Annotated in this window: 11 protein-coding genes; 6 read left to right on the top strand and 5 right to left on the bottom strand. The window is 65.1% G+C overall.

Annotated features, from left to right (window positions below; genetic code table 11):
* Positions 1-33: 33 nt before the first annotated feature.
* Positions 34-927 (top strand): alpha/beta fold hydrolase, encoded by an 894-nt coding sequence (locus BMY12_RS09315; protein WP_177188924.1) that lies wholly within the window; start codon positions 34-36, stop codon positions 925-927.
* Positions 928-965: 38 nt separating this feature from the next.
* Here the strand turns inward: BMY12_RS09315 and BMY12_RS09310 are convergent, their stop codons facing one another.
* Positions 966-2522: an AMP-binding protein gene (locus BMY12_RS09310; protein WP_093284974.1), complete on the bottom strand. Its 1557-nt coding sequence runs from the start codon at positions 2520-2522 to the stop codon at positions 966-968.
* Between the two features lie 177 nt (positions 2523-2699).
* Here BMY12_RS09310 and BMY12_RS09305 point away from each other — a divergent pair, with 177 nt between their 5' ends.
* Entirely contained in the window at positions 2700-3341 is a 642-nt protein-coding gene (locus BMY12_RS09305) for a glutathione S-transferase family protein (protein WP_093284972.1), read from the top strand.
* Positions 3342-3599: 258 nt separating this feature from the next.
* On the opposite strand, the gene BMY12_RS09300 is transcribed toward BMY12_RS09305, so the two are convergent.
* The gene (locus tag BMY12_RS09300; RefSeq protein WP_177188923.1) at positions 3600-4385 is read right to left on the bottom strand and encodes a carboxymuconolactone decarboxylase family protein; all 786 of its coding nucleotides are present in this window, start codon (positions 4383-4385) and stop codon (positions 3600-3602) included.
* Positions 4382-4594: a hypothetical protein gene (locus tag BMY12_RS09295; RefSeq protein WP_143068904.1), complete on the bottom strand. Its 213-nt coding sequence runs from the start codon at positions 4592-4594 to the stop codon at positions 4382-4384. The genes BMY12_RS09300 and BMY12_RS09295 overlap by 4 nt, the downstream gene beginning before the upstream one ends.
* 191 nt (positions 4595-4785) lie before the next feature.
* On the opposite strand from BMY12_RS09295, the gene BMY12_RS09290 reads away from it, so the two are divergent.
* Entirely contained in the window at positions 4786-5247 is a 462-nt protein-coding gene (locus BMY12_RS09290; RefSeq protein ID WP_093284967.1) for a VOC family protein, read from the top strand.
* A gap of 113 nt (positions 5248-5360) precedes the next feature.
* Here BMY12_RS09290 and BMY12_RS09285 read toward each other — a convergent pair whose 3' ends face one another.
* Together BMY12_RS09285 and BMY12_RS09275 are read right to left on the bottom strand one after the other, a co-directional pair.
* The gene (locus BMY12_RS09285) at positions 5361-7898 is read right to left on the bottom strand and encodes a TonB-dependent receptor (RefSeq protein WP_177188922.1); all 2538 of its coding nucleotides are present in this window, start codon (positions 7896-7898) and stop codon (positions 5361-5363) included.
* A gap of 402 nt (positions 7899-8300) precedes the next feature.
* Positions 8301-9017, bottom strand: a complete 717-nt coding sequence (locus BMY12_RS09275) for a TetR/AcrR family transcriptional regulator (protein WP_093284957.1) — start codon at positions 9015-9017, stop codon at positions 8301-8303.
* 180 nt (positions 9018-9197) lie between these two features.
* Here BMY12_RS09275 and BMY12_RS09270 point away from each other — a divergent pair, with 180 nt between their 5' ends.
* The 3 genes from BMY12_RS09270 (at position 9198) to BMY12_RS09260 (ending at position 12827) form a co-directional block, all read left to right on the top strand.
* A complete protein-coding gene (locus BMY12_RS09270; RefSeq protein WP_177188921.1) occupies positions 9198-9587 on the top strand; it encodes a bacteriohemerythrin in 390 nt (129 codons plus the stop codon).
* Positions 9588-9859: 272 nt separating this feature from the next.
* Complete coding sequence (locus tag BMY12_RS09265) at positions 9860-10933, top strand: hydrogenase small subunit (RefSeq protein ID WP_093284953.1); 1074 nt, start codon at positions 9860-9862, stop codon at positions 10931-10933.
* Between the two features lie 40 nt (positions 10934-10973).
* Entirely contained in the window at positions 10974-12827 is a 1854-nt protein-coding gene (locus BMY12_RS09260; RefSeq protein ID WP_093284950.1) for a nickel-dependent hydrogenase large subunit, read from the top strand.
* Positions 12828-12849 lie beyond the last annotated feature (22 nt).

Here is a 12849-nt window from a genome sequence, read left to right as displayed (position 1 = left end):
GCGCTCGCCGCCAGCGCCTTGCTGCCCGTCGCCATGAGTGCCGCGCCAACGTCAGCTTCGGCGCCGGTGCACTACCGTCAGCTGGAGGTCGATGGCATCCGGATCGCCTATCGTGAAGCCGGCGATGCCAAGGCCCCCACGATCCTGCTGCTGCACGGGTTCCCCACCTCCTCCCACATGTTCCGCGAGCTGATCCCGCAGCTGGCGCTGCGCTATCACGTGGTGGCGCCTGATCTGCCGGGTTTCGGTTTCACGCAGGTGCCGGCGCAGCTGCATTTTGCGTATCGCTTCGACAATCTGGCGAAGGTGATCGATGGCTTCACCGAGCGCGCCGGGCTCACGCGCTACGCGATCTATGTCTTCGACTACGGCGCGCCGGTGGGCCTGCGTCTGGCGCTGGCGCATCCAGAGCGCATCAGCGCCATCATCTCGCAGAACGGTAATGCCTACGAGGAAGGCTTGAGCGAAGGTTGGAATCCGATTCAGGCTTACTGGCGTGAGCCCACGGCAGCGCATCGCGCGGCTTTGCGCGACTTCCTCAAGCCGGAATCCGTGCAGTGGCAGTACAGCTATGGTGTGTCGGATGCGAGTCTGCTGGCGCCCGAATCCTACGCACTGGACTCGGCCCTGCTGGCGCGTCCGGGCAATGACGAGGTGCAGCTCGATCTGTTCCTGGACTACGCCAGCAATGTGGCGCTGTATCCACGCTTCCAGGCTTACTTTCGCGAACACCAGCCGCCGCTGCTGGCGGTGTGGGGTCTGCACGATCCCTTCTTTCTGCCGCCGGGTGCGGAAGCCTTCAAGCGCGACAACCCCAAAGCCGAAGTGCATTTCTATGATACGGGCCACTTCGCGCTGGAAACCCATGGCCGCGAGATCGGCGCGGTGATCCTGGAGTTTCTGGGGCGACGTCTGCAGCCGCGCTGAGCGGGTTGCTCGTAGCGTAGCGCCGGCATGATTCGGCGCTACGCCGGGCTGACGGCATACCTCGCGCGCAGCGCTTTCTTGTCCGGCTTGCCTACCGCCGTCTGCGGAATGCTGTCCAGGAACTCCACCCGCTTCGGCGCCTGGAATGCGCCCTTGCGTGCCGCGACCAGGGCGCTGAGTTCATCGCCGCTCACGCTTTGGCCTGAGCGCAGCACCACCAGCGCCGTCACCGCCTCGCCCCATTTGGCATGCGGCACGCCGATCACGGCGGCCTGCGATACCGCCGGATGCTCGCAGAGGATGTCTTCCAGCTCGCGCGGATAAATGTTGAAGCCGCCGCTGACGATCATGTCCTTCACGCGATCCACGATGCGCAGGAAGCCGCCCGGATCGCGCACCGCCACATCGCCCGAATGCAGCCAGCCGCCGGCGAAGGCCTGCGCGCTCAGTTCGGGATTGTCGCGGTAACCATCCATCACCAGCGGCCCGCGCACGCAGATCTCGCCGGGCTCGCCATCGGGCACCGGCTGATGATCCGCATCCAGCAGCGCCACCTGTACCCAGGGCACCGGCCGTCCGCAGCTGGCCAGACGGCGCAGATCGTTCACATCGTGTTCGGCCTTGCGCAGCACGGTGACGCACATCGGCGCCTCGGCCTGGCCGTAGAACTGCGAGAACACCGGGCCGATTTTCTCGATGGCTTCCTTCAGGCGTGCCGGTGCAATCGCCGAGGCGCCGTAGAACACCGTCTCCAGGCTGGAGAGATCGAACTCGCCGAAGCGCGGATGATCCAGCAGCGCATAGATCATGGTCGGCACCAGCATCATGCAGTTGAGGCGGTGATCCTGGATGGCCTGCATCACCGCCACCGGCTCGAAGCCCGGCAGCACCAGCATGCTGCCGCCGCGCATCAGCGTGGGCAGAAACATCGCCGCGCCGGCGTGCGACAGCGGTGTGCAGGACAGCACGCGCGGCGGCGAGGGCCATTCCCATTCCGCCATCATGATCGACACCGTGGCCAGCCCGGTGCGCTGCGAACTGGCCAGGCTCTTGGGCTTGCCCGTGGTGCCGCCGGAATAACCCAGGCGGATCCAGTCCGTGGCCTGCACCTGTGGTGCCAGCAGCGGCCGCGGCGCAAAGCCATCGGCCAGCGCGCAGAGATCGATGGCCGGCGGCGAAGCGCCGAAACTCAGCAGCCGCATCTGCGGCGCCTGCTGCGCGAGTTCCGCCGCGCGCTGGCCATAGCGCTGCGCATCGAAGATCAGCACGTCCACCTGCGCATCCGTGATCACATGCGCATGATCGGCCAGGCCACCGAGCGGATGCAGGGGCACGTAGACGGCCGCCAGCAGCTGCACGGCATTGTTCGCCAGCAGTACCTCCGGCCGGTTGCTGGACAGCAGGCCCACGCGCGTGCCGCGTCCCACGCCCAGGCTGCGCAGGGCCTGCACATAACGGCTGCTGGCCTCACGCACCTCGCCGACGCTGAGGCTGCGGCCGTCGAGCAGATGCAGCAGCGGCCGGTCCGGCGTCTGGTTCAGGGCATTGACCAGCAGTTCCGGGACGTAGAGCGGGCGGTGCAGGTCGGGATGCATGCGGCTTTGACCGTAGGGAGATTGGGCGCCAGACGCTGTCTGATGGCGGGTGCGAGGCGGATGCAATGCGCCGGGATTGTAGCGCTGGCGCGCCTCGTCGCCCGGCGCGGCCTGCTATCGTGAAGCGTCGAGGCAAGGCAGTCTGCAGATGCCGACAAATTCCAGAGGAAGCCGAGCATGAGCATCGTCATCACCGCCTTCGAGCGTTCCCCCGACGGCGGCAAGGGACTGGCGCGCGACACGCGCCTGCGCTGGGCTCTGGAGGAGGTGGGCTGTCCGTATGAGGTGCGCCTGCTGTCATTCCAGGCGATGAAGGAACCGGCGCATCTGGCCCTGCATCCCTTCGGCCAGATTCCCACCTACGAGGAAGGCGGGCTGGTCTTGTTCGAGAGCGGCGCCATCGTGCTGCACCTCGCCGAGCAGCACGCCGGTCTGCTGCCCGCCGAAGCCAAGGCGCGCGCCCGCGCCATCAGCTGGATGTTCGCTGCACTCAACACCGTGGAGCCGCCGATTCTGGAACTGGCGAACGCGCGACTGCTGGAGCGCGACGCGCCCTGGCAGCAGGCACGTCTGCCGCTGGTGGCCGAGCGCGTGCGCGTCCGTCTGCGGCAGCTGAGCGCAAGCCTGGGCGATGGCGAGTGGCTGGATGCGGACTTCAGCGCCGGTGATCTGCTGATGGTCTCGGTGCTGCTGAGACTGCGAGCCTCCGGCCTGCTCGACGAGTTTCCGGCCCTGGCCGCTTACGTCGCGCGCGGCGAAGCGCGGCCTGCTTACCAGCGGGCTTTTGCGGCGCAGTTGGCGGTCGCGACAGGCCATTGAGAGGCCATGGCGCGTGCAATCCCGGCGCAGCCGTCCACGTTCAGCAGTTGCGGAATCGCGGCCGGCGTGGAGGAGAAGGGCGTCTTGAGCTTGACCGCGACACTGCGCTCGCAGCCGGCCGCGCTCCTCATCCTGTGCCTGCGCGAACACGATGATGCCGGCGACAGGGCACAGCGCATGCAGTCTGCCGAACTCGCCGACTGCGGCCATGGCCTGCATCGGGCTTGCGCTGGGCGTGGATGCTCGCTCCAGGATGCATCAGTCGTAGGAAAGCCCCTTGGCGACGCGTTCGGCCATCTGCAGCACCGTGGTCTGCATCACCGAGGCCTTGGGCCAGCCGCCGTGTATGGCGTACTGGAAAACGAATTCGTTCATTTCCGCCACGCTGGCATTGCCGCTGGCCATGGCTGCCCAGCTGTGGGTGCGGATCGGCGCCGTGGAAGCGGAATCTGCCGCTGCCACCAGGGTGATCCAGCGTCGCGCGCGCTGGTCCAGGCCAGGCCGCGACCAGATCTCGCCGAACAAGAAGCCGACGATGCCGATCTCGAAAAAGGGCACGCCCGGTGGCGGCGCATTGAAACGCATCGCTTCGATGAAGCTCGCGCTGCCGGCGGCATGGCGCGCCTCGGCACTGCAGGGCTGCGTCTGGATCGGCGCGTACCCGGCGGGCGTCAGGCCCAGCTGCCCGGCCACACGCGTCAGCGCCGCGTCCAGGCTCATGCCGCGTGACCAGCCGGCATAGGCGGCGAAGTGCAGCGCCGCTTCGCGCAGCTCGGCGAGCGTGAGCGCCTGCGACTGCAGCGCGCCGCGCAGATACTGTTCGATGATCTCGGCAGAGGCCGGCTCGCAGGCGGCGCTGCAGATCGCAATCAGATAGCGCGCGCGCCGGTCCAGGCCGGGCCGCGACCAGATCTCGCCGAACACGAAGTCGCGCGTCGCGGCCTGCAGCGGTGTGGCCGGCGCCGTCGCCGGCGTGGCGAGCAGCTGTGCCTGCAGGGCGGCGCCTTGCTGCGCGCGCTGCTGCGGATCGAGTGGGCCGCTCACTTTGCGCCCTGCAGCTGGTCGGCCCAGCCGCCGCAACGGCGGAATTTCTGCGCGGCATCGATCAGCACATGACGCAGCCCGGTGCTGATCTCGCCGCTGGCGGGGTGGACATGCGCGTGCGGCGCGCCGCTGCCCAGGCCATCACAGCGGCTGCCGGCGATGACGCTGTGACGCGGAATCAGTTCCCGGCCTTGCAAAGGGAAACTCATGGGCAGCTCCTGGCTGAGGGCTCTGGCATTTGCCGGCGCGCGATGCTTGCCTCGGCATTCTAGGCGGCGGCGCCGGCGCTGCCGTGCCGCAATGACCCGCGTTCGACACAAGGTCCGTTTCGCGACGCGTGCCGCGCTTTTGCCGCACCGGCGCCTGCGCCAAGCTGGGGGCTTGAAGACGGAGAGACGCAATGCTGGAAGGCGAGCATTTTCAAAACGGCTACATCACCCGCGACATCGACAAGGCCATCGCGGCGTTTCAAACGCGCGCCGGTATCGGCAGCGTGCGCAGCTTCGAGGCGTCGGTGCAGGTGCGCACGCCGCAGGGCGAGGGTGCGCTGGTTTCGCGCCTGGCCTTCATCTGGGTGGGCAAGCTGCAGTACGAGCTGATCCAGCCGGTCTGCGGACCGAATTCGGTTTATTGCGAGGCGCTGCCCGCCGACCACAGCCTGCGCCTTCATCACATCTGCATGCGCGTGCCGGACTGGGAAGGTTTTCGCGCGCGCGTGGCCCGGGCGCGCTATCCGGTGGTGCTGGAAGGCGGCAGCGAGCTGCTCAAATTCCTCTATCTGGATGCCCGCGAGTTTCTCGGTCACTACCTGGAATACACCTGGATGGTGCCGGAGCGCTGGAAAGCGATGGGTGGCCCTTAGCAGGGTGAGGCAAAGCGGGTGTTGTCTCATCCTGGCAGCCGTCACCTCGCGGTGACGGCTGCCAGGGTGCCGGCCAGGGCGAGCGCCGCTTCAGGCGTCCGCCCCGTCGCTGCTCAGAAGCTCAGGCGCACGCGGCCGCCGAGCATGCGCGGCTCGCCGAGAATCTGCGTGGAAATGCCCTGCTGCCAGGAATCGATCACGGAGGCGCGGTAGTACTGGTCGAGCAGGTTGGTGGCAAAGAAGGCGATATCCACCGGCTTGCCGCCCACGCCGTCCCAGGACAGATTCAGATTGAACAGACCATAGCTGGGCACCGTGCCATTGGGGCCGTTGGTGCTGGAGCTCACGAACATGTCGCTCTGATAGGTGTAGGTGGTGCTGGCAGTGACCGCGCCCAGGCTGGCATCCAGCGGCAGGGTGTAGGCCGCGGTGGCGCTGAGCTTGTGTTTGGTGGTGTAGGGCAGGGGCTCACCTTCCGCAGCGGGAGGCTGCGCGACGAAGCCGGGCGCCGTGAAGTCGTCGATCTTTTCCAGCTTGGTGTTGAGATAAGCGTAGCTCAGCGACAGGCGCAGGGCCTTGACCGGCAGCAGCACGGATTCCACTTCCGCGCCATAGGTGCGCGAGGCACCGGCGTTGATGATGGAGGCATTGCCGGCCACGGAGTTGTCCACGCTTCTGAAGCCGTACTGCAGCTGCTGATCCTTCAGCTTGTTGTAGAACAGCGAGACGTTGAAATTGCCGCGGATCGCGCCGTCGAACGAGGTCTTGGAACCGAGTTCGAAGGAGTCGACCTGCTCCGGATCGAAGGTGCGATAGCCGGGCACGGCATAGGGAATGACGCTGCCCATGCGATAGCCGCGCGCATACTTGCCGTACAGCATCCAGTCCGGCTGCAGCTTGTAGTCCGCGCCCAGCAGCCAGGTCGGTGCGCTGCTGTCCTTTTTCTGGTCATTGCGGCACACGGAGGTGCTGCTGACGATCGTGCCTTGCCGGTCGGTGCAGTCCAGGGTCGGCGTGTCGTTGCTGCCCGCGAAGCGCCAGCGTGCCATCTCCGCCCAGCCGGTGGACTGGTCCTTGGTGTAGCGCAGGCCGGCGGTGAGTTTCAGCGCCTCGCTCAGCTTGAAGTCGGCCTGGCCGTAGATGCCGATGTTGCGGTACTCGATGCCGCCGACCTGCCAGCCCAGACTGCCGACCAGTGTGGTTCCCGGCTGCTGTCTTTGCAGCTGGCTGACAAAGTCGCCAATCGGATCGGAGCAGACCTGGTTCTGGTAGTCGCTGCAGTTGTTGAGCAGCGAAGAGGACGAACCATTGGGATGGAGTTCGCGGCTGGCCTCGTAATAGAAGCCGGTCTGCCAGTTGATGCGATTGTCGCTGGTGTGGCCCAGCAGCTGGACTTCCTCGGTGGCCGTCCACTGGTCGATGGAGTGCAGGCCCTTGGGCGTGTTGTTCGGAAACAGCGAGAACGGGATGCCGGCGTAGGCGCCGGTCGGCACGGTGACGGTGCCGCCCTGACCATTGGACACCGTGACGGTGCTGGGGATCAGCAGATTGGTGCCGTAGGTATTGTTGTTGTTGTCGATCTTGAGCTGCGCGTAGCTGGCGATGTTCTTCAGCGTCAGGCCGTCGTTGATCGTCCAGGTGGTGGTGTTGATGCCCTGCAGGCTGCGATTGGTCACCCGCGCATTGGGATCGTCGTTTTCCACCGCATACTTGTCTGCGGCCTGCTCGCGCGCCAGCTGGTCGCTGACCGCACCATTGAAGACCGGAATGACGGACAGTCCGCTGGCGGGATTGAATGCGAAGATCCGCGGCAGCTGGCCGTTGGTGTCGGACAGGCTGGCCGAGAGAATCGTGTAGTTCTCCAGCCTGGGTGCGAGGTCCACCACCAGGCTGGCGCGGCCGGCGGTGTAGTCGAGGTCGGCGAAGTCCTTGGGACCGACCCCGGAGATATTCTTCAGATAGCCGTCACGGCGATTGCGGTCCACGCCCAGGCGCAAGCGGATGCGGTCATTGACCGGCACGTTCACGATCGCCGTGGTGTGCGCCAGGTTGTCATCACCCAGCGACTGCTCGACATAGCCTTCGAACTGCGCGCCCGGTTTCCTGGGCACCAGCAGCACCGCGCCGCCGGTGGTGTTGCGGCCGAACAGCGTGCCCTGCGGGCCTTTGAGCACCTGCACGTTCTGCAGGTCGAAGAAAGCACCGGGACCGGCGCCATCGCCGCCAGGGGTGTTGCCGCCGCCGCGAGGCGAGACCACATCGGCGAAGTACATGCCCACGGAGGCAGTGGTGCGCAGCTCCTGGCTGAAGCCGCGGATCGCCAGCGAGGTGCTGTCGGTGCCGAAGCGCGGGTTGGCCTGCAGGGAAGGCGTGTAGCCGGCGAGGTCGCGGGCGCTGCTCACGTTGCGGTCGGTCAGCTGGCTCTGATCGAAAACCGTCATGGAGATCGGCACGTCCTGCAGCCGCTCCTGAATGCGGCGGGCGGTCACCAGAACCTCTTCAATTTCCGCGCCCGCCACCGGCGCCGCTTCGGCTGCGGCTGGCGCTTGCGCCGCGGCCTCGGCAGCATCCTGCGCGTGAGCCGGCAAGGCCGATCCCGATCCCAGCACCATCGCGGTACAAAAAGTGGACCGATACAGTTTCTGCTTCATCACTTTCATCCTCCGTTATAGTCGAACTTGCATGTCGTTCGTGATGCATCGCGACCGCGGTCCTTTGCGGGACGCGGAAGGGCATTGCTTCGGAGCGGGGCCGGTGCCGCGCTTCGCGGCTTCTCTCTCTGGCCGGCAGCTTGGCCGAGCCGGCTGTCTTTTCAAAAGCGAATTCGATGTCGAAATCAAGACATCCAGGCGGCGCCATGGCCAGATTCAGCGGGTGAAACGCCGGGCCCTTGCCGCTGTCATCAGCGGGATGTTTTTTGTCGCGGGAAGTTAAATTTTTCCGCTGCTGCTAGCCGGGAAATGTGGCGGCGCGCGCGGCTGGGCCAGCGCTGCTGCCGGGCTGCGGCCCGGAAACCGGCGGGGACCGCCGCAGGGTGGCGCGCCGCGCCGGCCTCAGCCTTCGCGCGGCGGCGTCAGCTTCTTCGAGGCGGCGGTGAGCTGGGCAAACTTTTCCGGACGCATGATGCCGTTGAGGCTCATGCGCAGCATTTCCGCGGAGAAACGCTTGGCCATCTGCTGACGATCCTTGGCGCTGCGCGCGTGGGCGCGCACCCACACCGGCCAGAGCAGGGTGCTGGTCAGGATCAGTACCGAATGGACTTCGCAATCGATGCCGGGCTGGGCGTACTCGGACTTGGCGAAATCTTCCAGGCGGGTGTTGAACTGCTTCCAGAAGGCATCGTTGGCGGGGCGGTTGGAGGTGAGCATCTCGAACAGCCAGACGCGGCCGAGTTCGGGATTCTCCATCGCAAAGCCGACCAGGTGATCGATCACGTCCTGTGCGGCCAGCAGGCCGCTCTGCTCGGCGCGGCTGCCGAACACTTCCTCGGTCAGGCGCTGGCTGACCCAGGCGGTGGTGGCGTCGAGCAGCTGCTCGCGGGTCTGGAAATGCTGGTAGGCGGTGCCGCGGTTGACCTTGGCCAGCTTGGCCACCTGGGATACGCTGACGCCCTCGGGACCATCCTTGGCCAGCAGGATGCCGGCGGCTTCCAGGATGGCGATCCGCGTGCCGTCCGGATCGCGTTTGCGACGACCCTTTTTCTTGCTCGCGAACTTGTCACCTTCCAAGGCGCCTTCCCCTAAGCCGATCAGCGGCGAAGTGTAATCCATCCCAGGCGCAGCTGCGCAACATTGTTGATCAGTAACGGCGCCGGCGAAGCAGACCGGGGAATCCTGGCGCGATGTCACGGTGGCCGGTATTGACCTGGATCAATGCCCTGACCGCCAGGCATTCGGCAGGGTATGGCCTTCATGCGCCTAGAACACCCTGACAGCGTTGCAAGCGACCCCATGAACGGCCTTGCCAGAAACAGCGAGGAGCACCAGCAGTTGCTCTCGTTCATCGATCACTATGCGCTGGCCGTCGGGCAGGGCAATTCGCGCCGGGAGCTGATTGCGCTGCTCAAGCAGGTTTCCGACTACGAGCGCGTGCACCGCAAGGAAGAGGAAGCCCTGATGGAGCGCCTGCAGTACCCGGGGCTGGCCGCGCATCGTCAGGAGCACGACCGCCTCATGGCGCGCATCGCCGAGCTGCTGCTGCGCGTGCGCAATGCGGACGAACCCGCCGTCCGTGAGACCGAAGGTCTGCTCAAGACCAGCTTCATGGAACATCTGGCCGGTCCGGACGCCGAATTCCACCTCTTTTTGAGCCAGCGGCGCGGCGGCGCCCTGCGCGATTGATCCTCATGCCGCACCGTTCGGCAGTCCATCCGCAAAGGGGTGGAAACAAGCTGACCGGTGCGGCTGTTGGGGTGGCAATCGTGTTACCGCAGGCCGGCAGGAGCAGCGCCGGCGTCCATTCTCTTTCTGAAAAGAAAACATCAACTTATATCGATATTCCGGGGCTCCGAGAGGCTGGCCTGTTAATTGCCATTGTTGGCCCGGGAAGTGTCATTGGCAGTCCACCCGGCCAACGACAGTAGGCCAAAACAAACCAACCGAGGAGAAGCACGTTGGAAACCTTTTATGAGGTAATGCGTCGCCAGGGCATCACGCGGCGCAGCTTTCTGAAATTCTGCTCCCTGACCGCCACCTCGCTCGGCCTTGGACCGAGTTTTGTGCCGCAGATTGCCAACGCCATGGAAACCAAGCCGCGCACGCCGGTGCTCTGGCTGCATGGCCTGGAATGCACCTGCTGCTCGGAATCCTTCATCCGCTCCGCCCACCCGCTGGCCAAGGATGCGGTGCTGTCGATGATCTCGCTGGACTATGACGACACGCTGATGGCCGCCGCCGGTCACCAGGCCGAGGCGATCCTCGACGAGATCATGACCAAGTACAAGGGCAACTACATCCTGGCGGTCGAGGGCAACCCGCCGCTCAACCAGGATGGCATGAGCTGCATCATCGGCGGCAAGCCCTTCGTCGATCAGCTCAAGCGTGTCGCCGCCGACTGCAAGGCGATCATTTCCTGGGGCTCCTGCGCCTCCTGGGGCTGCGTGCAGGCCGCGCGCCCGAATCCCACGCAGGCCACGCCGGTGCACAAGGTGATCAGCGACAAGCCGATCATCAAGGTGCCGGGCTGCCCGCCGATCGCCGAAGTGATGACCGGCGTGATCACCTACATGCTGACCTTCGACCGCATCCCCGAGCTGGACCGCCAGGGCCGTCCGAAGATGTTCTACAGCCAGCGCATTCACGACAAGTGCTACCGCCGTCCGCATTTCGACGCCGGCCAGTTCGTCGAGAGTTTCGACGACGAGAACGCGCGCAAGGGTTACTGCCTGTACAAGGTCGGCTGCAAGGGCCCGACCACTTACAACGCCTGCTCGACCACGCGCTGGAACGAGGGCACGAGTTTCCCGATTCAGGCCGGTCACGGCTGCATCGGCTGTTCCGAGGAAGGTTTCTGGGACAAGGGTTCGTTCTACGACCGTCTCACCGACATCCACCAGTTCGGCATCGAAAGCAATGCCGACAAGGTGGGCGGCGCTGCCGTCGGTGCGGTGGGTGCCGCGGTTGCGGCGCATGCCGCCGTTAGCGCGCTCAAGCGTGCGGCCGAGCGCTCGGACAAGCCCAAGGCTTGAAGCGCGCCTACTTCCTACTCTTAGAGAGAACAGATAAGTCATGGGATACGAAACACAGGGTTTCAAACTCGACGACAGCGGTCGTCGCATCGTGGTGGATCCGGTCACGCGCATCGAAGGTCATATGCGCTGCGAGGTGAACGTTGATTCCAACAATGTGATCCGCAACGCGGTGTCCACCGGCACCATGTGGCGCGGCCTGGAAGTGATTCTCAAGGGTCGCGATCCGCGCGACGCCTGGGCCTTCGTCGAACGCATCTGCGGCGTGTGCACGGGTTGCCACGCGCTGACCTCGGTGCGTGCGGTGGAGGATGCGCTCGGCATCAAGATTCCGAAGAATGCGCATCTGATCCGCGAGATGATGGCCAAGACGCTGCAGGTGCACGACCACGCGGTGCACTTCTACCACCTGCACGCCCTGGACTGGGTCGACGTGGTTTCCGCGCTGAAGGCCGATCCGAAGAAGACCTCCGAGCTGCAGCAGCTGGTCTCGCCCAGCCATCCGCTGTCCTCGCCGGGCTATTTCCGCGATGTGCAGAACCGCCTGAAGAAGTTCGTGGAAAGCGGTCAGCTGGGTCCGTTCATGAACGGCTACTGGGGCAGCAAGGCTTATGTGCTGCCGCCCGAAGCCAATCTGATGGCGGTGACGCACTATCTGGAAGCCCTGGACCTGCAGAAGGACTGGGTGAAGATCCACACCATCTTCGGCGGCAAGAACCCGCATCCGAATTATCTGGTCGGCGGTGTGCCGTGCGCCATCAATCTCGACGGCGACATGGCAGCGGGCGCGCCGATCAACATGGAGCGCCTGAATTTCGTCAAGGCGCGCATCGACGAGATCATCGAGTTCAACAAGAACGTCTACATTCCGGACGTGCTGGCGATCGGCACCCTGTACAAGCAGGCCGGCTGGCTGTACGGCGGCGGCCTGTCGGCCACCAACGTCAGCGACTACGGCACCTATGAGAAGGTCGCCTACGATCACAGCACCTGCCAGCTGCCCGGCGGCGCCATCATCGATGGCAACTGGGACGAGATCCATCCGATCGATCCGCGTGATCCGGAACAGGTGCAGGAGTTCGTGGCGCATAGCTGGTACAAATACGCCGACGAATCCAAGGGCCTGCATCCCTGGGATGGCGTCACCGAGCCGAACTACGAGCTGGGTTCCAAGACCAAGGGTTCGCGCACCAACATCGAGAACATCGACGAAAGCGCGAAGTACTCCTGGATCAAGTCGCCGCGCTGGCGCGGTCATGCCATGGAAGTGGGGCCGCTGTCCCGCTACATCCTGGGCTATGCACACGCCACGAAGGGCAACAAGTACTGCCAGCGCGTCAAGGAGCAGGTCGATTTCTCGGCGATGATGATCAACAGCGCGATTCCCAAGGCGCTGGGCATTCCCGAGACCTCCTACACCGTCAAGCAGCTGCTGCCGACCACCATCGGCCGCACGCTCGCCCGCGCGCTGGAAGGCCAGTATTGCGGCGAGATGATGCTGGACGACTGGAACGAACTGGTCGCCAACATCCGCGCCGGAGACCGCGCCACCGCCAATGTCGAGAAGTGGGACCCGAGCACCTGGCCGTCCGAGGCCAAGGGCGTGGGTACCGTGGCGGCGCCGCGCGGCATGCTCGGACATTGGGTCAAGATCAAGGACGGCAAGATCGAAAACTACCAGTGCGTGGTGCCCACCACCTGGAACGGCAGCCCGCGTGACACCAAGGGTCAGATCGGTGCTTTCGAGGCCTCGCTGATGAACACGCCGATGGTCAATCCGGAACAGCCGGTGGAGATTCTGCGCACCCTGCACTCCTTCGATCCCTGCCTGGCTTGTTCCACGCACGTCATGAGCGAAGACGGCAAGGAATTGACCACGGTCAAGGTACGCTGAGGCGCGTGCTGTTGATATCCAA

Source organism: Solimonas aquatica, from assembly GCF_900111015.1.
In the GTDB taxonomy this organism is placed as follows: Bacteria; Pseudomonadota; Gammaproteobacteria; order Nevskiales; family Nevskiaceae; genus Solimonas; species Solimonas aquatica.
The sequence above is the reverse complement of the archived record's forward strand: the minus strand, read 5'-3'. Positions and strand labels throughout refer to the sequence as shown.